This window comes from Cupriavidus sp. HPC(L) (genome assembly GCF_000307735.3).
In the GTDB taxonomy this organism is placed as follows: domain Bacteria; phylum Pseudomonadota; class Gammaproteobacteria; order Burkholderiales; family Burkholderiaceae; genus Cupriavidus.
The window spans coordinates 45,864-67,428 of sequence record NZ_AMPR02000466.1 but is presented as its reverse complement, the minus strand read 5'-3'; the positions used below and the strand labels follow the sequence as shown (position 1 = coordinate 67,428).

The following is a 21,565-nucleotide window of genomic DNA, read 5'->3' as shown; positions in this document are numbered from 1 at the left end:
CCTGCACCTCGGCAAGACGCCGCCGCGTGCCTGCGCTGGCGGGCACCGGTGCTTCGCTGCCGACCGCTTCCGCTCGAATCACGCCTGCCAATGCCGCCATCCTGCGCACGGTCACATGCAACCGCGCGAATTCCGTGACGATGGCCGGTCCCAGCTCAGGGCCGGCCTGCTCCAGCGCCTGCTCCGCACGTGCCGACGCGCGGCCGGCGGCCACGCGCAGCGCTTCCAGCCGCATCTCGGAATCGCCGAGCGCGCCATCGGACATTGCCTGCGCAAAGGCGGCGCGCAGATAGATTGCATGGATCGCGACCGCCTCTCGCGCGCGCCGGCGCGCCCGCGACAGCTCTGCGCGCGGCGCCAGCACCAGGTAGCTGGCCAGCGCGATCAGGCAACCGAATGCGGTATCGGCGCCGCGCAGCATCGCCACATGGCTGCTGTCGGACGCGGGTTCGCCGATCCACGAAAACAAGATCACCGCCGGCGTGAGCATCAGTGCGAACAGGCCGGGGCTGCCGGCAAGGCGGGCCATGTAGGCGGCGGACAGCGACACCGCGCTGATCGCCAGCGCGACCGGCGCGGCGGGATGCAGCAGCCCCACCATGCAGGCCAGCAACGCGCCGCCCAGCGAGCCGGCGAAGCGCTGCAGCGAGATGCGCCGCGTGGTTTGCAACTGCGGGCTCAGCACCATGATCACGGTCACCGCGACCCAGTAGCCATGATCGAGCTGCCAGATCAGACCCGGCATCAGGCTCAATCCGCCCGCCAGTGCGAGGCGCACCGCGTGGCGCGTCACACGGGCATCGCGGGCGCCAAGCTCCGCCAGCGTAGTGCGCCACTCTCGCAGGCCGATCCACAGCGAGCGGCGCGGCCAGTGGAAGGCAGCGCGCCATGCAGCGAAGTCGGGGAAGCGCGCCAGCGAAGCCAGCGCGGCGTGGTACAGCGGCGGCGCGCTGGCATTGGCGACCTGCCCGTGCACGCGCTTGAGCTGCAGGTACATCGACCGCGTCAGCGCCGGCAGATCGGCCGCATGACGTGCCAGGCCCTGCCCGATCTGCTCGCGCAGATCGTCGACGCAGCGATGCAGGTGGCGCAGCGGCAGTTGTTCGTGCCCACGCCTGCCGCGCAGATCGGACGCGACGATCAGCAAAGCGAACACCGCCTCGGCCATCGCGATCAGGTAGCGGTAATGCAGCAGCGTGGCCGCATCGAACCAGCTGCGCTGCGCGGCGATCAGCTCGCGCGCCTGCTCGATCCGCTCGCGCACGCGGCGCTTGGCGAGATCGGTCTGCCCGTCCTCGGACGTGTTAGCAGTCCGGTCGTCGTGCACCGTAGCGGTTTCGGCCAGCGTGCGCGCCAGCGCTTCCAGCGCCGCGAAGATCGCCACCATCTGTGGACGCGGCCGCGTGTCCCGTGCCGAAGGCAGCAGCGCCAGCGACACCACGCAGGCGAAGGCGCCGCCGAGCAGATAGTCGCGTCCCATCTGCAGCGCCCACGCCGCGGCGCTGATATCCGTGCCTACATCAACCACCGGCCGCAGGCAGGCGGCAATCAGCACCACATACAGCAGCTTGGCCGACAGCGCGGCCGCGGTCCCGCGCAGTTCGACCATGCCGGCCGCGAGACCGGCGAACAGCACCACGACCACCGCCACGATTGGACTGCCGGCCATCGCACCGCCCAACGCACTGGCGAGCGCCCCGCCCACGCCGACCGCGGCAAGCGGAAGCAGGCGATCGCGCGCGGTGCCGCCGGGATCGGCGAGGCACGTCCAGATCGAAGCGGTGGCCGACCACAGCAGGCCGTGGTCCGCCCCGAGCCAACCCATCACGGCCAGCGCGAGAAACGAGGCGCCATAGACGGCGCCGCGACGGCATCGGGCGGCATTGCGCGCTTCGGCGACCGTCGCGCGGACATTGACCGAGACCGCGGCAACGACGTTGGTGACGAGACGATTCAGGGCGGAGACGGCGCGCATCGGGCTGGAAAAAGCAATGTTCCAGCCACTCTAGGGGATTCGATGTTGCGATGCAATAAAACGACGCTGGGAACGGGTTCTTCGCCGCTCTGGTGCGGGCTTGCCGCGGGATGGTGCGAACGATTCGCCGGCGTGGTGCAGCATGAAGGCCCAAAGCCGGCATTGTCGCGGCCCTTCTTTCGATATGCGGAAATCGCCGGGAAAACTGCCTATGCCGGCATGTCGCGCTACGTTCAGTACGGGCAAAAAAAACCGCGCGAAGTTTCGCGCGGCTGGAATCCACCGAGGTGGTGGAGGAGACAGACTCGACTATATACCATCTGCTGCGACGCAACAAGTCAGCCATGATTACCCGACGCGACGATACGGGATTTGTGGCATCGACACCACAATATTCCTTCACCGGTCTGGCTCCACCGCCCGCCGCAAGGCGGCGCGAGCCAGCAACCGCGTCGAGTCGAGCGTCGGCAGCGGCGAATTGGCATCGCTGATGATCAGCGGAATCTCGGTGCACCCCAGCACCACCGCATCGCATCCCTGCGTCTTCAGGCCGGCGATCACACGCTGGAAGTACGCGACGGTCTCGGTTCGGAAAATGCCGCATACCAGTTCGTCCATGATCAGCCGGCCGATTTCGGCGCGCTCCTCCAAGCCCGGGCGCACCGCCTCGATACCGCGCGCGGCCAGCTTTTCCGGATAGACCTCGCTGTCGACAAGCCATCGGGTACCCGTCACGCCCACCTTGCGATAGCCGCGCCGTACCGCTTCGTCGGCAACGACCTCGGCGATATGCAACCAGGGCAGCGGAGAGCGGGGCACGACATGTTCGAATGCCTGATGGATCGTGTTGTCCGGACAGATCAGAAAATCGGCCCCAGCCAGCGCCAGCTTGTTGGCGGAATCGAGCATCAGATCGCCCACGCCGCGCAGATCGCCTCGATCCAGGCAGTCGACATACTCGGCGAGCGAAGGCGTATGCATCGAGATCTCGGGATGCCCGTGCGGCCCGAGAAATTGCGCGCCTTCCGCGCAAATGGTCCGGTAGCACAGCGCAGCGCCCTCGGCGGAGCAGCCGACGATGCCGATGTGTTTTGGCATGGCGTGATTTCCGTTTGATTGGTTAGGTAACTGTAAAGAATTGTAGCGGCCGCCCGGTCATACGATTGATTGCCAGAACGACCCTGTCTGGCGCGGATCCCAATCGGCATCGTCGAGGACTGCCGATCAGGACCGGCGGCTGCGCCACCATCCGCGACTCTTCATCCCCTCTTTAGTCGGGTTGAGGGTCCCATGTCGCGCGCCGTTAAATCCGGCGCGGGTAATGCAAAGTCCAAGCCACGACTCGGACCTCGCATTACCCCAATTCATTCGCCTTTTATCAACCGGCGCAAAGTCCGGAGCCGCCCTGAACTTGCACGTTGTCGCTTGCGCCACGGCAGGAGGCCGCCGTGCGCCAAGACGTGTTGACCCATGGGTTGTCGCTTTTCTCTGTTGTCCTGGACGGCAATTGTCGCTGCGGCCGGTCTGATGTTCGCGCGTATTGCATTCGCCCAAAGTTCCAATGGCGTGGATGAGGCAGTGCGCCGCTCCCAACTCGAACAAAACCAGCAGCTTCAGCGCGAACGCACCATCGAGCAGGCGCAAGAGCGGGCGCGTCAATTGAACGTGCGCAGTGCTTCGATTGACGGCAGCACGACGGCGGCAGACGCCTTCTCGACTACGCTGCCGCAAGAGACACCGTGCTTCACCGTCAATCAAGTGGTGGTGGAGGTCCCGGACTCTTTGCCGGAATCAATTCGGTCGCAGGGCGCGAGCACGTTGCCACAGGACCCATTTCGGTTCGCCCAGGACTACCTGGATCACTTTGCCGGCAGGTGCATCGGCAGGGACGGCATCAACACGATCGTACGGCGTCTTGGCGCACAGATACTCGCAAAGGGCTACACCACCACGCGTATCGCGGTGCCACAACAGGATCTGTCCACTGGCACTCTTCGGCTCGCGTTGATCCCCGGCGTGATCCGGCAGATCCGGTTTGCCGACGGATCTTTGCGAGGGTCATGGAAATCGGCTTTTCCGGCGCGCCCCGGCGATTTGCTGAACATCCGCGCCCTGGAACAGGGCCTGGAGCAATTGAAGCGCGTACCGAGCCAGGACGTCGACATGCAAATTCTGCCGGGCGAGTTGCCAGGCGAATCCGATATCGTCATCGCGGTCAAGCGGACCAAGCCCTGGAGATTGATGGTGTCGCTGGACGACAGCGGCAGCACCGGCACAGGACGCCTGCAGGCCAATGCGTCGCTAGGTATCGACAACCCGCTCGGGCTCAACGACCTGCTCAACATCGGCGTCAGCCATGATGCCAATTTCAACCAACACGATCGCGGTACACGGGGCGCCAATGCGTCTTATTCCTTGCCATGGGGCAATTGGACGCTCGGTGCGTCGGCCAGCGCCTATCGCTACTTTCAGCGCATTGCCGGCGTGAACCACGTCTTCGAGACCAGTGGGGAATCCAGGACCGCCGAGTTCAGGGCGCAGTACATGTTCCATCGCGACCAGTTTCAGAAGAACACACTGCAATTCCGCCTCGGTCACCGCTGGAGCCACGCGTATATCGAAGATACCGAGATTCTGAATCAGCAACGCAGCACGACGTTCGCGGAAATCGCGTGGCTGCATCGTCGTCACCTCGGTTCATCCCAATTGGATGTCGCCCTCGCCTACCGCTTCGGCGTGCCTTGGCTGAATGGTCAAACCGAGATTCGGACGATTGAACCGGACTTTCCCAGCCAACGCGACAAGTTTCTGTACCACCTTGCCATTCTCGACGCGACGCTGGTCGTGCCTTTCTCCGTGCCGGCTCTGGTGGGCGACGCGCGCATACCGATGCGCTACGTCACCACGCTCCACGGCCAATACACCGGCCCGTCGCTTTTCGCCAGCGAGTTCATTTCCATCGGCAACCGCTGGACCGTGCGCGGCTTCGACGGAGACGCGACGCTTGCCGCCGAGCGTGGCGCGTACTGGCGCAATGAACTCGAGGTGCCGCTGGGTGCGAGCGGTCAGGCCGTCTACCTCGGTCTCGATGCCGGCACGGTCGGTGGCCGCAGCGCCAGCCATCTGGCCGGCCGAACCCTGGTTGGCACGGCGGTGGGCCTGCGGGGAAGCCCGGCGAAGGGCCTGTACTACGACGTCTTCCTTGGTTGGGCGCTGGTAAAGCCGGCGAACTTTCCTACCCGCTCCCCGGCCGGCGGATTCGCACTTTCCTACCAGTACTAAATCACGCTGGCCGCGCGAACCGAACCAGCAAACGCTGCCTTGCAGCATGGTCTGCCGCTACCTCGATACCCGTCCCAAGTCATGAATAACAATCGCTATCGTCTGGTATTCAACAAGACCCGCGGCATGCTGATGGCCGTCGCGGAATGCGCCAACAGCATGCGCAAATCCGCATCCGGTGAAACGGCGGGATCGGCCGCTGCGGGAGCGCAGAGCGTCGTGGTCACCCTGCGCCCCGTCGCCTGGACCATCCTACTCGCCCTTGGTGCGGTACAGATTGCCGGCGCGCAGATCGTGCCCGACCATGCCGGCGGACGTGGCCCCGGTGTCGGCGCGGCACCAAACGGCACCCCTCTGGTGAACATCAACGCCCCATCCGGCGCAGGCGTATCACACAACCAATACCAGCAGTTGTCGGTGGACGGGCGAGGCGCAATCCTGAATAACGCCACCGGAACCACACAGACCCAACTGGGCGGCTACATTCCCGGCAATGCAAACCTGGGCGCGAGCGGACCGGCGCGCGTGATCCTGAACGAAGTCATCGGTGCCCACCCCAGCCGGCTGAACGGCTATGTCGAGGTCGCCGGCCAGCGCGCCGACGTCGTGATCTCGAACGGCAATGGCATCTCGATCAACGGCGGCGGCTTCATCAATGCCAATCGCGCAACGATTACCACCGGCACGCCCGTGTTTGGCGGCGATGGCAGCCTCGCTGCCTTTCGCGTGACGCGCGGCGGAATTCAGCTGGAAGGACAGGGCTTCAACGGCACCAGCCTGGACCAGGTCGACCTGATTGCGCGGTCGGTGACGTTCAACGGTGCGCTATGGGCCAATACGGCGAACGTGATCGCCGGGGCCAACCAGGTCGACTATGCCTCGCTCGGCGTACAAGTGATTCAGGGCGATGGCAACCGCCCCACCGTCGGTATCGATGTTGCGAGTCTGGGCGGCATGTATGCGAACCGCATCCGCCTGCTGGGCACCGAGGGCGGGGTAGGCGTGCGCAGCGCGGGCACGCTGGCCGCGCAGGCCGGCGATTTTACGATCGACAGTGCCGGACAGATATCGCTGGCCGGCACCACGTCTTCCACCGGTTCGCTGCTGATCCGCGGCGCGCAAGGGGTCGACAACCGCGGATCCACCGCGGCCCGCACGACGCTGACGGCAACCAGCGAGGGAACGATCGTCAATTCTGGCGCACTGGTAGCCGGCAACGATCTGGCCCTTGCAGGCCAATCGGTGCAGTCCACCGGCACACTCGCGGCCGGCATCGACGCCGGCGGCAACATGACCCAAGCCGGCAATCTGACACTGCGCGCGGCGCAATCGGTCGCCGCCAACGGCCAGAACCTGGCCGGGACGCGCCTCGACGCCAGCGGCGGCACTGTCAGCCTTGCGGGGAGCCAGACGCGAGCCAACGGCGATATCGCGCTCGAGGCCCACTCCGGCGACCTCGATTTGTCGAACAGCACCTTGGGTGCAGGTCAGGCGATCAAGGCGGATGCCGCAGGCATGTTGCGCACGGATGGCGTCAAGGCGAGCGCCGCACGCCTGTCGGCATCGGCGCAGAGCCTGTCGAACCGTGGCGGCGCGCTTTACGCAAAGGATGGCGCGCGCGTTGCCGTACGCGGTGACGCGGACAATACCGGCGGCGATATCCTGACCGATGCCGGAATTCTCGATGTATCGGCCCAGGGCGCGCTGGTCAATGCGAACGGCCGCATCGTCAACGCCGGCACTGGTGAGACCATGCTTCGCGCGGCGCGCGTCGAAAACAGCAACCGCGGTCAAGCTGCCGGTGCAGGAACCATCGGCGGCAACGGCACGCTGACGTTGAGCGCCGACGTGCTGACCAATATCGATGGCGGCCAGTTGGTGGCCGGCACAGACCTGACGCTGCAACTGGCCCAGGCAGGGAACAACTCTGGCGGCCGGATTCAGGCGGGCACGCAGCTTTCCCTCCGCGGCGACCAAGCGGCGTGGCGCAACGACGGCGGCACGCTGTCCGCCAGCGCCATCGATTTTGACGGGGCGACGCTGTCAAACCGGCAGGGCAGCGTGCTGGCCAACGGCGCGTTGCATGCGCGCTTTACCGGCGACGTCGACAACACCGGCGGCACCCTGCAAGCGGGAGACACGCTGGAGTTGAACAGCAACGGGACGGTCACCAACGATGCCGGGCAAATCGCCAATACCGGCACCGGTTCGACCGATATTCGAGCCACCGCGATTCGCAACCTCAACGGCGCGACGCTGGGCGGAAACGGCAGCGTGAGTCTGACCGCGCAATCGCTGGCGAACACACAGGCGGCGCGCATCGTTGGCGGCACGGACGTGGCCCTGCATCTCGGGCAATCTGTGGACAACGCCGGCGGACGCATCCATGCCGGGCGCCAACTGAGCAGCGAGGGCAGCGGAGCCGCATGGCGCAACGATGGCGGCACAATCTCCGCCAAGACAGTTCAGCTCACCGGCGCATCGCTATCGAACCGGCAGGGATCGGTGTTGGCGGACGAAGCGCTCAACCTGACGCTTCTGGGCAATGTCGACAACAACGGCGGCACCATCCAGGGCGGGCAGTCGCTGACCGTGGCGGCAAGCGGCGTCGTTGCGAACGATGCGGGCGAAATCACCAACAGCGGTACGGGCGACACAGCCATCACCGCGGCAACCGTGGCCAATACGAACGGCGCCCTGCTTGGTGGCAACGGCGCATTGGCCGTCACGGCCGATGAGCTGTTCAATACCGGAGCCGCACAGCTTGTCGGCGGCAAGGACGTCAGCTTGCGAATCGGCCGCGCCGCGGACAACTCGGGGGGAAATATCTATGCCGGCCAGCACCTGTCGATCGAGGCCAGCCAGGCCGCGTGGCGCAACGACGCAGGTACCCTGTCGGGAAAGTCGCTCGACTTCGCAAGCCGCTCCCTGTCGAACCGCCATGGCACGTTGCTGGCGGAGGACGACCTCGATGCCACCGTCGGCGGCGATGTCGACAATGGCAACGGCACAGTGCAAGCCGGCAAGACGCTCGCAGTCAACGCCGCCGGCCATCTTGCCAATGATGCCGGGCAGGTGATCAGCACGGGCACCGGCAATACAAGCGTGGCCGCGGCTTCGGTGAACAACACCAACGGCGCAATGCTGGGCGGCAATGGCGACGTCGCGCTGCGGGTGCAACATCTAGCCAATACGGCCGGCGCGCAACTCGTATCCGGCCGGGCATTGCTGGCCGATATCGGCCAGGGCTTCAACAATGCCGGAGGCAAGGTGTTCGGCGGCACCGGCCTTGGCATTACCGGCTCGCAGGCCCTGCTGGCCAACGCCGGCGGCACGCTCGCTTCGGGCGGCAGCAGCACCGTGCAAGTGGGATCGCTGGACAACCAGGCCGGCAAGCTGATCGCCGATCGCGATATTGCACTCGATACCGGGGCAATGATCGGCGTGGGCACCGTACATGCCGGGCAGGATCTGCGTGTGAGCGTCCAGTCGGACTACACCAATGCTGCGGGCAACCAGCTGAAGGCGGAACGCAATCTGGAGTTTCGCGCGGGTGGGACCTTCGAGAACCGGACCCGCCTCGAGGCCGTGAATGCATTGACGCTGACCGCCAACCGCATCTTCAATGAGGCTGGCGCGGTGGTGAACGCATCGAACACCACGCTGAATGCGGCCGCCAACATCGCCAATTCCGGCCGCATCGAAGGCGATCACTTGGAGATGCACGGCGACGTGCTGACCAACACCGCGACGATGATCGGCGGCGTCGTCACCGCGAAGGCGCGGGAAGTGAACAACGTCGGTGCAGCCGCCATCATGGCGGCCACCGATACGCTCAATGTCTTCGGGCGTGATCAGGTCAGCAATACTGGCGGCGCAACGCTGTATACGCTGGGCGACCTCAATATCGCCGCCGATGGCGAACGCGATGACCGCGGCCTGCTCAGGAACCGGTCCGGCCAGATTCTGAACGACAGCAGCACGATCGAGGGCGGCAGCAGCTACAGCGTGGTCGAGATCGCCGCGCAAAACGTGCTCAATCAGCGTCCGGCACCCACCGTCATCAGCGATACCACGGTCGAGACCAAGCACGAGCTCAAGCGCGAGAAGTACATTCACTGCGCGACAGGCAATGCCTATCCGCAAATGGGCTGTACCCAAGAGGTCTGGGAAGGACCCTACAAGAAGCCGATCGATGCCACGTTCAGCGCCAGCCAGATCGTCTCGCGCGATGATGCGAACAAGCGTGTCGTCGTGGAGATCAACGGCGTCGCGACACAGATCGACTACAACACGCTGACGGAGAGCGGCGGTGCCATCTCGCTGAACTACTGGGACGGCTACAACCGCGATATTCACTACGATCCCGGCACCGAGTACGAGACGCGCAACGACGGACCGCGCGGCTGGCAGCGCGTCGAGATCGCACGCGACACGACCACGACAACAACGACCGAGCGCGATGCGAACCCAGGCCAGCCCGGCGCCAACCTGATCTCGGGCGGCGACATGATCCTGGCAAATGTCGGCAGCCTCGAGAACCGCTACAGCACGGTGGCGGCCGGCGGCAACATGCTGATCGGCGATCAGGCGCAGAACGGCGAGGTGGCCACCGGCCAGTACGGGACCACCAAGCTGACCAATATCGGCCAGACCTTGTATCAACGTGCCACGCAGGAGATTGTCTCGACTTACGCCTGGAACAAGGACACTAACCAGGCAGTCGGTCCCGTGGCGCAACCGACCGTCGTGAAAACGCCGGTCGCAGTAGGAAAAATCGGCGGCACTATCACCGCTGGCACGCGGCTGACCGTCTATGGCGGCGAGATCCACAACGAGGATGTCGGCCGTGCGGACCCCATGGCGGGCACGGGCAGCACGACCGTGACCGGCGCATCGGGCACGACGGCGCCCTCTGTCAAAGGCGGCACTGGGGGCCGGACCGAAGGCAGCATCACCGGGGCAACCGCCGAGGCACCAACCGCCATCGCGCGTGGGACGCTGGCCAATGTCCCCATCAGCCTGCCCAGCAACGGCCTGTACACCTACCATAGCGAACCCGGCTACACGTACCTGATCGAGACCGACTCTCGCTTTACCAACTACGGCAACTTCGTATCGTCGGACTACATGCTCGGCTTGCTCGGCATCGATCCGGCCATGACGCAGAAGCGCCTTGGCGACGGATTCTTTGAACAGAAGCTCATTCGCGACCAGGTAACGCAACTGACCGGCCGCGTTCACCTTGCGGGTTATGACAGCGCGGAGGAACAGTACAAGGCGTTGATGGCCGCCGGCGTCAATGCGGCCAAGGAGTTCAACATCCTGCCCGGCATGGCGCTGACCGCCGCGCAAATGGATGCCCTGACCACCGACATCGTCTGGCTGGTGTCAGAAACGGTGACGCTGCCCGATGGCAGCACCCAGGAAGTACTGGTGCCGCGCATCTACCTGAGCCGCGCTCATGCGGCCGACCTGCAGCCCAACGGTACGCTGATCGCCGCCGACGACATCGAGCTGCACAGTGCGGGCACGATGAAGAACAGCGGCGTCATCGATGCCGGCAGTCGCCTGTCCATTGCCGCCAAGGAGGACGTGGTCAATCGCGGCGGTGCCATCCGCAGTCAAGGAGTGACCGCCATCTCTGCCGGCCGCGACATCGTCAACCAATCGGGTCAGATCAGCGGAGACAAGGTCGGATTGGTGGCCGGCCGCGACATACAGAATGTCACGCTGTTCGACCAGCAAGGCATCCAGTCCGCCGCCGGCAATTCGAAGGCCTCCACCAGCCTCTACGGTCAGCAAGCCAGCATCCAGTCCAGTGGTGACATGTTGATTTCGGCCGGCCGAGACGTCACGGCGTCAGGGTCCAACATCGCGGCCGGTGGCAACGCCATCGTCATCGCCGGGCGGGATCTGACTTTCGACACCCTGGCAGGCAAGACGCAGCAGTCGGTGTACAACAGCGACAAACACCACAGCGCGGACAGCCGAACCGAACATGCGGTCAGCACAGTCAAGACCGGCGGCAGCCTGACCACCACCAGCGGTGGCGACACGATCCTGAAGGGCACCGATGTCCAGAGCGGAACGGACCTGACCATGGTCGCCGGCGGCGACCTGGCGATCGCCGCGGTCACCAACGAAACGACGCATGACAACGTGGCCCGCCAGACCAAGCGGCGCCAGCTAGAGGAACACAGCCGGGATCAGACCACCGTTGGCGCGAGCCTGACCGCGGGCGGCAATGCAACGCTGGCCGCGGTCAAGGCGGCCGATCAAGGCGGCGGCATCGATCGCGCCGATGGCAAAGGCAATGTCACCGTGACCGGGGCGACGATTACGGCCGGCTCCGACGGCAAAGGCAACGGGGTATTGACGGTCGTAGCCGACCGCGACGTGACCATTGGCGAGGCCCGCGAGCTGCACGACAGCAGCCTCGATATCCAGCGCAAGGGCGGCAGCTTCGTGTCGCGCTCGTCCAGCAGCCTGCAGACCAGCAGCCATGCAGACCTTGGCGTGGGCAGTACGCTTTCCGGCGATTCGGTCGCGGTAAGGGCCGGCAACGACCTCACCGTGCGCCAGAGCGCTGTCGCAGGAACCGAGGGCGTGGCGTTGACCGCGACGGAAGGCAATGTGCTGATCACCGCCGGTCAGAACATGCGCGAAGACAGCGCGTCTCGGCAACAGAAGAAGTCCGGCATCTCGGCCTTCGCAGGTCAGGGCGGCATCGGTCTGACGGTGGGCAGCAGCAGCGCCAGCGGCGCCAGCCACACGCTGGCGATCACGCAAAGCGACGCACGCAGCGTGATCGGAGCCAGCAATGGCAACGTGACCATTACCGCGGGCAAGGACGCCACCATCATCGGTAGCGACCTGGTGGCTGGACGCACAGCCGACAGTGCGAACGCCGCCGCCGGCAACATCGACATCCTCGCGGAGAACGTCACGATCGCCGAAGGCATCGATCGCATCTCCCAGTCGTCGAGCGCCAGCAGCAAGTCGAGCGGTATTACTGTCGCGCTGGTCGGCACGCCTTACGACACAGCGAGGAATCTGAAGGCCGCACAGGAGAACTCCAGCGGCGTCTCGCGGACCATGCAGACCATGCGCGAACTCGGCGCGTCCGCACTGACGGTGCCTCAGATCGCCGTGTCGATCGGCAGCAACAAGAGCAGCAGCCAGTCGTCAAGCGAGGCCACGGTCAGCAGCGGCAGCAGCCTGACCGGTGCCGGCGACATCCGCGTCCGGGCCAAGGGCAATGGCCAAACCGATGCCGATGGCAAGGCGTTGGATGGCAACATCCTGGTTTCCGGCAGCAATATCAATGCAGGCGGTGCAGCCATCCTTGACGCGGCTCGCGACGTGACACTGCGCGCCTCCACCGACAGTTATACGGAGGCCAACAGCGCCAGCAGCAGCGGCTGGAAGTTCAACAACGCCGTGCCTAGCCTTGGCGATGTCGCCCGCCATCTCGGCGGCGGACCGAACAACAGCGGTGTGGGCATGGTGCCTTACGGCAGCCAGAAGGCGAACGCCAGCGGCGACATTGCCAGCAGCAAGCAGAACGCCAGCGTGGTGACGGGCAACACCGTCGCCGTGACCGCCCGCACCGGCGACATCACGATCGCCGGCAGCGGGATCGCGTCGGAAGGCGATGCCGCGCTGTCGGCCGCTAAGGGCAAGATCGATATTCTGTCTGGCCAGGATACCCTCTCGCAGCGCTCAGACAGTTCGAGCCGGCAGATCGGCGACCTTGGCGGCAGCGGCTACTCGGGCACGATCGGCGTACGGAGCGAGTCGCACCATATCGACACCAACCAGGCCACGCAAAACACCATTCGCAGCCAGGTCGTCAGCAACGGCGGCAACGTGACCATCGTCGCGAAGGACGACATCACCGCCCGCGGTGCAGACATTGCCGCAGGCAACGATGTAACGATGATCGGCAAGAACGTCGTGCTGGACCCCGGTGTCGATGCCGCGAGCCAGAACGAAAGCCACCGCGTCAGCCAGTACGGCACGACGCTCGCCCTCTCCGGCTACACGGTGACGGCAGCTCAGGCGCTGGAGAACGCTGCCCGTGCTGTCGAGGAAAACAAGGACAGCCGCGTCGCCACGCTCTACGGCGTACAGGCGGGACTGGCGATCGCCAACGGCATCGCCGGGATCCAGGCGGTGACAAGCGGCGGGGTCAGCTCCACCGCGGCGATCAAGGTCACCGCCAGCATCGGCGGCGGCAGCCAGAGCAGCGAATCGCACAGCCAGTCCAGCAGTCATCAAGGCAGCACCGTCAAGGCAGGCAACGCCGTCACCATCGTGGCCACCGGCTCGGGCGGCAAGGATGCCGACGGCTACGCCGTGGACGGCGACATCACCGGTCATGGCGCGCACATCGAAGGCAAGACCGTCAACCTGAGCGCCGCCCGCGACGTCAATCTGGAAAGCGCACAAGACCACAGCAGCCTGGATAGCCGCAGCCGAGGCAGCAATGCCAGCATCGGCGTGGGCGTCGGCATTGGCGGCGACCAGAATGGCTTCACCCTTGAACTGGCAGCCAGCCAGAACAAGGCAAAGGCCAACGGCGAGTCGGTGACGCACCAGAATTCGCACGTGGTCGGTACCGACAAGGTCAGCGTGACCAGCGGCCGCGATACCAACCTGAAGGGTGCACAGCTGATCGGCGATACCGTCGAAGGCACGATCGGCCGAGATCTGAACATCGAGAGCCGGCAGGACACCGAGACCTATCACTCCCGCGAATCATCCTCGGGCATGCAGGCCAGCGTCTGCGTGCCGCCGTTCTGCTATGGCACGGCCGTCCATGCCAGCGGCAGTGTCACGCAGGGAAATACCGACAGCACCTACCGCTCCGTGCAGGAACAGAGCGGCATCTACGCCGGGCAAGGCGGGTTCGACGTCAACGTCAAGGGCAACACCGACCTGAAGGGCGGCATCGTCGCCAGTACGGCCGAGTTCAACAAGAACCGCCTGACCACGGGCACGCTGACGAGCAGCGACATCGAGAACAAGGCCGAGTACAGCAGCAGCACCTCGACCATCGTCGGCAGCTACAGCGGCGGCAAGAGTGTGGCGGCCAGCGATCCCAACCTCGGACCCGTGCAGCCAGCCCACGTGGAATGGGCGGGCAACACCAACCTGCTGCAAGGCGCGGCCAACAGCCTGGCGGCTACCGCCGCCGGCAATGCGCAAAGATCGATCGACGGCAATGCGGCCGGTATCACGAAGAGCGCGATTGCGGCTGGCACCGTCGTTGTTACTGATGACACTGGCCAACAGACGAAGACTGGCAAGTCGGCGGACGAGACCGTCGCAGAGCTGAACCGCGACACCGCGAATGCCAATCAGAGCATCGACAAGATCTTCGACGCGCAGAAGGTAAAGGACCAGCAGGAGCTGAACCGGCTCAAGAGTGAGGTGGCGCAGCAGCTGGCGCCGATGGTCTATCAGCAGGTAGGGGATGTGCTGGTGGGGGCTTCGCCCGAGACCAAGGCAGCTGTGCACGCGCTTGTGGGCGGGCTGATGTCGCAAGCACTGGGGGGCAGCTTCGCAGCCGGTGCAGCAGGTGGCGCGGCGGCGTCGCTGGCCATGGAGGCCTTCGGGCAGACGTTGCTTGAGCAGAAAGACCTTAGCGAAGCCGATCGCAAGGCGCTGGTGCAGTTGGCTGGGGCGATTGTTGGCGGAGCCGCTGGGGCAGCAGCGGGAGGATCAACGGCCGATGCGGCTGCGGGGGCCAATGTTGGCAAGGTGGCGACGGAGAATAACTACCTGAACCACGCGCAGACGGATGCGCTGGCAAAAGAGCTAAAAGCGTGCAAGGGCGATCCGAATTGCGTAAAGGATACAGTCACCAAATATAAGGATATCGATCAGGAGCAGCGTGCGGACGTTCAGAGCTGCAGTGATCCCGGCGTTTGCAAAGACATCAGTTTCGAAGCACGGGGTGGTGGAAGTTTTGACCGCAGTGACGCCGTGGCGCTTTGCGCCGGCGTCCCTTCGTGCGAAACGTTCCTGATGCAAATCGGTTCGGCGAATACCACGGATCAGTTCTCCGCCATGCGGCGTGCCGAGCAAGTCGCGATAGCTGCCGAAAACGCAGTCACAAAGGGCACCCTCGTCGAAAGCCTCGACACCACATTGGCATCAGGTGGATCTTTTGGTGCAGGGGGTAGCACCGTTGCTGGCGCAACGAAAGGGCGACCGCCCAGCAACGCGAGCGCCGACCACACCGGCGCCAAGCAGGGTCGAGTAGGGGAACTCACCGAACTCTTCGATAGAGCAAATCCCAGATCTGATATCAATCTGAACGGTCGTACATATACCGCCACTTCCCAAAGCAATAAGGCTGGAACGACAAAGGTCTTCGACACCAGCGAATTATCGGACGCCCAGATAGCATCTCAAGCACAATCGTTTGTGAGGGACCTCACCGGTGGCATCCCGCTGACTCCCAAGGGCAACCCCCCAAGGGTCTGGACCGCCACAATGTCGGACGGAACGATCGTAAATCTACGGTCGGTATCGAGTTCGGTAGTCGACGCTTCGGGCGCGCGAGCAAGATGGACTGTAGATATCATTAATAGTCCGTCTATAAAGTCGTCCTCCGCCCGCCCCCGCGTCGAGATCAAGTTCAAATAGGAGCATAAAGATGCTAACTACTTCACAGTACGAGTTCATCGCAGAGGGCTGCGAAGGCATGGAATTAGACGCAATTTGGGACTACTTTTCAACTCCCTTCGGAAACGAATTTCTTCCACACTCTCTACAATCTTTTGAGGAAAGACGAGATGGATTCCTGTGGACTCTAGAGAGGCTGCTCATCGAGCATAAAATCACATTGGTTGATATTACGACACACAATCCACTTCCCGGAAGCATCGGGGCACAAATAGATTTGTTCCGAAGGGTTTTTCCGGATAATGATGAGGCTATGGATGGCGGCCTGTGGTTTTTTTCCGATGAGTGCCCTGGTGGGTCCTCATGGAGGCTGTAGCACAGTATTGCCATAGCCGGCGGCCGTCAGTCGAGTACTTTCCCCCACCGCATAATGCGGAGTTTTTATGAAACGTTTGTTTTACCCGTGCACTTTCGTAGTTGCATTCCTCGCGCTATTCTGCGGACCAGCTCAAGCCGTCCGGACTTCTTCGTTGATAGCTTCGCTTTCCGCTTGTGACGGCACGTTCTTCTCCGCCGTCCATGAAAAGCAGAAAGCGCTGACGAAAATCTCCTCCATCCGGCAGGCCAGCGGTTCGGCTTCCTTCATTGAGGTCCCTGATCGGCTCCGACCGACCGGCTACACAACGATGTTCAGCGCCCAATATCAAGACGAAGCGGCCGAACTGCTAGGCTACTACGATCTTGTCTCGGATTTTGGGTCAGCCGGCCGGTACTATTCGTGGGGCTTTATTGTTCCGGGCTCCGTTGAGCAGGTGAAGAATAGCCTCATGCCAAGCATTGCGGAACGGCACCGCCTGAGGCAAGTCGCTGGGGCCTATGCGCGCTCTGACCTGTGGAAAGATGGCGAGTGGCGCGCAGACGACAGCCTGGTTGCCGGCGAACTGCCGAAGGCTGGAACCGTCGAAAGAGTCTTCTTGATCCAAGATGCTAGTCGTGATTTTCCAGGCTCGACGTTTGTCGGATGCACATTACAAGGCAGCATCAGTAATACGATGCTCGCCGTCACACGGCCGGATATCGATATCCCTGGTCAGGTCGAAGCATCGACGCACCTTTCAACATCCAAGAAACTCGCGAATCTCATTTTCGGCGACACATTGTATCTAAATTACAGGTCGATGCTCGTAGATTGGTACAAAGTTGATCGGTGGAGCCTCGCAATGCTGCGCTGCATGCAAACGCTAAGGGCCAGCGATATATCGGACGTAATAGCGGCCCAACTTGAGAACGATCTGTCTGCAGACAGACAGGCACAGATTCTGGCCTTTATGCAAACGGATACCGGGAGCAAAGTCATCAGAGAGCTGCACCGTCAGCAGCAGAAGGATCCTCTGGCCGGGGCACCCGTTGAATTTTATGAAACGGACCGTCGCAATATGGATGCCATCAACAAGGGAATCGATGACATCGTCAAACACGCGAAGTCACCCCGTTATCAATTGGCATCTTCAGCGTTGATCGCAGAAAAATATGCACAGTGCAAGAAGTCACAATAGGGGTCGTCTTTGGAAGACCGCATCGATAACATACTTGCGAGAACAGCTCCATAGACTTGCACCGTCGCATATAGTCACTCGTCCGAGTTGAATCGACTGGCCCCATGGTGAATGCGGCCACCGCGCGTGGCAAGTGAGCTCAAACATTTCTTACCCTGCTTGCCGAATCTTCCGAGTTTTTTTAGCAACTCTGTCACAAAGAGCGCAGCAACGCCGAGGCGCGAGAAAGGAGAAGGCAGATGCTGTGTCCGAGATGCCAGCAAGGTGAAATTGTAGAGGCAAGAGTGAGAGCCACGGGCACTTCGCTCTTTATATGTCAAGAGTGTGAGGCAACGTGGTTCTCGTTAGACCAAATAGGAATCAAGAAGTTTGTCGATTTCGGAGCCTATTTGGAGGCGCATGACCTTCCCCCATTGTGGAGCGAAGTGGATCGTCATTAATCCAGATTCGGAAACTTGGCTATGGTCGATGAGGCCGCTGAGTTTTTGAATCGCCCTATGGCTTACATGGCGACACATGCACCATATCGGGCCATTCGTCAGGAACGGGAATCTTTCGTGTGGCATTGAATGTAGATGAAAAGAGGAGACGCTGCCCGAGCGGATGCAACGGGAGGTCGAAAGCTAATCTAATGGATATATTTGACAAAATTAAGCAAACATTACGAGACCTTGCACGAAGTTACAGCGACGACTGAAGAAGCGCTTTGGTGGCACACCTTAATCCTGCGGGATGACTGCATGCGTCTACTGCAAAGAATAGGCTTGTTCGCCTGTTAGTTTGCTCTCCTGTTTCTAGCAACACACCAAGAAGAGACGCACGTCGATGAGCCATGAGCTTTTAGATTACGCAAGGCAATTTGCAATTGGATGCATAAATCCAGAAATATTCTCAACAACATTCCGCACAAGATGGAAGCGCGAGCATGATGCAGGGGTGTTGAAAGTGGATTCCGCCAATATCAATGAGGCTTTGTAAACGATATTTTGTCTCGTCGACTTGTACAACGGAGAATCAGATCGCGCGGCCTATGAACTCGATGGCCTCACGCTGATAGAAAGAGTCAGCGGTACCCTTCGAAGTACAGGTCTCCTTTGATCCTGTCAGCGATGGAAGCTGAATCAATCAGGTCATGGTCCCAATGCTTGCCGCTAGTCGACAGATGGGCACGATGTACCTTGTCGGGTCTAGCTGGATTGCGCAATCGCCCGCCGCAAGCAATCGAGAAACACCCCCGCCAGCGCCGCCTCCGGATGCTGCCGCGCGCGCAACACATAGCTGTTGAACACGATCGCCGGTTCAAATGGCAGTGCTTTGACGCCAGCAATGCGCAGGCTGCGGATCACCAGCGGATTCACCACGCTGACGCCCAGGCCCATGCTGACCATCGTGCAGATCGTCGCCGCGTAGGGCGTTTCCAGCGTCAGCTTGCGGCGATCGGGCGCGAATGCCGCGTCGATCGCGGCGCGCGTGCCGTCGCCGTGCGTCAGTGAGATGAAGGTCTCGCCATCGAGATCGCGGGCGACGACGCGTCGCTTGCGCGCGAGACGGTGATCGGCCGGAACGATGCAGACGCCCTGCACCTCGCGCAGCGAGCTGGCCTCCACGCCCGGCGTGTCGGCTACGTACGAGACCAGGCCGAAGTCGCAGAACTGCGTGGCCGTCCATTTCGCGACGGTCGGCGAGTCGCTGGTATGGACCGAGATCGGCACGTCAGGGTGCCGCTTGCGGAATTCGCGGATGGCGGGCGACATCACGCTCATCGCAATCGACGGCACCGCGCCGATGCGTAGCGTGCCGGTGCCCAGCTGGCGGATCGCGCGCGCGGAATCGCGCAAGGTGTCCAGGCCGACGAAGGCGCGTTCGACATCGCGAAACAGGGCCTCCCCCTCGGCGGTCGGTACCAGGCGTCCCGCGATGCGCTCGAACAGCCGGAAGCCCGCCTCACGTTCCAGCTGGGCAATCACGCGGCTGACATTCGGCTGCGACGTATGAAGCTGCTCGGCCGCGATGGTCATCGAGCGCGACAGCATCACCGTGCGGAAGGTCTCGATCTGCTTGAAGTTCATCGTGTCGTCGGCGAAAAAAAGGGCGCGACGATGGTATATCAAAACCGTATGCATTGGCCCGATATTGTGATTTGACGATATGCGCCGTGCATTTCCATACTGGCCCGACGACACAACATCCCCCTCACCGAGATTTCGGGCCATATGGACACGACAGCAACCGACGCCACCAGCAACGCCCCCTCGAAAGTCAGCCGCCGCCTGCAGCAGGCGACCGCTCCCGAAGTCTGCGAGCTGATCTACCTGCCGCGGCTCAACCGCGACTTCGGCAGCGGCTTCCGCTACCTGACCGACATCAACCAGGCGCATCTGCTGATGCTGCATGCCGCGGGGTTGGTGCCGCGTCCGATGGCGGCGCGGATTGCACGGGCGCTGGAGCAGATGGAACACGCAGGCCCCGACGCGGTGCCGCTCGACCCAGCGCGCGAGGACGCTTACTTCAACTACGAAGCCCAGCTGATGCAGACCGCAGGTGCCGACGCCGGTGGGCGTCTGCATGTCGCACGCAGCCGCAACGACATCCTGGCGACCGTTGACCGGCTGCGTGCGCGCGACACAGGGCTGGCGCTACTGGAGGCAATCCAGGATCTGCGCACGACCACGCTGAACATGGCGCAGCAGCACGTCGACACCGTGATGCCCGGCTACACGCACCTGCAGGCGGCGCAGCCGATCACCTACGGCTACTACCTGGTGGGCCTGGCCGATGCGTTCGCCCGCGATGCCGAACGCCTCCTGCGCGCGCTCGATACGCTGGACGCCTGCCCGCTCGGTGCCGGTGCGCTGGCAGGTACCGCCTTCCCGATCCAGCGCGAGGAAACCGCACGTTTGCTGGGCTTCTCGCGCTGCGTCGCCAATGGGCTCGACGCGGTGGCGTCGCGCGATTTCGCCTGGGAAATGATGTCGGCGATGACGATCGCGGCGGTCGGCTGGAGCCGCGTCGCGCAGGACTATTTCGTCTGGTGCACGCCGGAGTTCGGGCTGATCGATTTCCCGGACAGCGTAGCCGGCACGTCGAGCATCATGCCGCAGAAGAAGAACCCGGTCGTGCTCGAATACCTGAAGGGCAAGGGCGCCCATCTGACCGGCCTGCTGACCGCCGCGCTGTCGACCGTCAAGGGCACGAACTTCTCGCACACCGGTGACGGCAACCGCGAGAGCATGCGCGGCTTCTGGGAATGCGCTGACGAATGCGTGCGCAGCGCCAAACTGCTGACGCTGGTGATCGGCGCGGCCACGCCGCTGCGCGACAACATGCTGCTGCGCGCGCGCCGCGACTTTTCGGCGGCCACCGATCTGGCCGATGCGCTGGTGCGCGAGGCCGATCTGTCGTTCCGCGAGGCGCATCACATCGTCGGCGCCGTGGTGCGCCAGGCGCTGGACGCGCGGCTGCCCGCCGACGGCATCACCAGCGAGATGGTCGATATCGCGGCGCGCCAGCAGATCGGCCGCGCCATCGGCCTGAGCGACGAGGCGGTGCAACGCTGCCTGGACCCGGTGCAGGGCGTCAGCGCCCGCATGGCATCCGGCGGGCCATCGCCCGCGCTGGTGCGTACGCGGCTCGTCGCGATGCGAGCGGAGCTCGAGGCGGCCGGCGCGAATCTTGAGGCGCGGCGCGGCGCCGTCGCCAGCGCACGTGAGACGCTCAAGCGCGAGAACGCCGCGCTCGCCGCCGCCCTGTAGAAACGACACCGCCGGCCAAGGGCCGGCGAAATGTCATGGCGCAGCGACGCCCTCAGCGGCGTCGTCCCCGATTCACTGCGGCGGCGAGCCCTCCTTGAAGGCCGCCCTGATCTGCTCGCGCAATTGCGGCGAATCCTGATGCTGGTGGACCGTCACCGCATGCTGCACAGCGGCCTCCAGCAATTCGTCTTCGCTGTCGGCGCTGATCGCCACAGTGCACTTGGTGTCGCTGGGAATTTCCCGGCAATCGATATATTTGCGTCCCATTGCTGCCTCCTGACGCTGCCTGCATGAAATGGCGGAACGAATTCCGCGCTGGCACCGCCGGCGCGACACCGGTCAAGGCCGGCGGGCTGCATTGA

8 protein-coding genes are annotated in these 21,565 nt (G+C 63.3%); 4 read left to right on the top strand and 4 right to left on the bottom strand.

The features are described from left to right. Both B551_RS24320 and B551_RS24315 read right to left on the bottom strand, forming a co-directional pair. The coding region (locus tag B551_RS24320) for an FUSC family protein (protein ID WP_023265194.1) at positions 1 to 1,975 on the bottom strand (1,975 nt) is incomplete at its 3' end. A 399-nt stretch (positions 1,976 to 2,374) separates the two neighbouring features. Then, entirely contained in the window at positions 2,375 to 3,073 is a 699-nt protein-coding gene (locus tag B551_RS24315) for an aspartate/glutamate racemase family protein (RefSeq protein ID WP_006575964.1), read from the bottom strand. A gap of 429 nt (positions 3,074 to 3,502) precedes the next feature. Between B551_RS24315 and B551_RS24310 the strand changes: the two genes are divergently transcribed. The 3 genes from B551_RS24310 to B551_RS26365 all read left to right on the top strand — a co-directional run bounded on the left by B551_RS24310 (position 3,503) and on the right by B551_RS26365 (position 17,451). Continuing rightward, complete coding sequence (locus tag B551_RS24310) at positions 3,503 to 5,257, top strand: ShlB/FhaC/HecB family hemolysin secretion/activation protein (protein WP_023265193.1); 1,755 nt, start codon at positions 3,503 to 3,505, stop codon at positions 5,255 to 5,257. Positions 5,258 to 5,338: 81 nt separating this feature from the next. Beyond that, entirely contained in the window at positions 5,339 to 15,916 is a 10,578-nt protein-coding gene (locus B551_RS24305) for a hemagglutinin repeat-containing protein (protein WP_023265192.1), read from the top strand. 422 nt (positions 15,917 to 16,338) lie between these two features. After that, positions 16,339 to 17,451: a hypothetical protein gene (locus B551_RS26365; protein ID WP_023265191.1), complete on the top strand. Its 1,113-nt coding sequence runs from the start codon at positions 16,339 to 16,341 to the stop codon at positions 17,449 to 17,451. Positions 17,452 to 18,638: 1,187 nt separating this feature from the next. Here the strand turns inward: B551_RS26365 and B551_RS24295 are convergent. Next, a complete protein-coding gene (locus B551_RS24295) occupies positions 18,639 to 19,520 on the bottom strand; it encodes a LysR family transcriptional regulator (protein WP_023265189.1) in 882 nt (293 codons plus the stop codon). A gap of 144 nt (positions 19,521 to 19,664) precedes the next feature. Between B551_RS24295 and argH the strand changes: the two genes are divergently transcribed. After that, on the top strand, positions 19,665 to 21,203 hold the full coding sequence (gene argH / locus B551_RS24290) for an argininosuccinate lyase (protein ID WP_023265188.1): 1,539 nt from the start codon (positions 19,665 to 19,667) through the stop codon (positions 21,201 to 21,203). A gap of 72 nt (positions 21,204 to 21,275) precedes the next feature. Here the strand turns inward: argH and B551_RS24285 are convergent, their stop codons facing one another. Continuing rightward, the gene (locus B551_RS24285; RefSeq protein ID WP_006575970.1) at positions 21,276 to 21,470 is read right to left on the bottom strand and encodes a DUF1059 domain-containing protein; all 195 of its coding nucleotides are present in this window, start codon (positions 21,468 to 21,470) and stop codon (positions 21,276 to 21,278) included. Positions 21,471 to 21,565 lie beyond the last annotated feature (95 nt).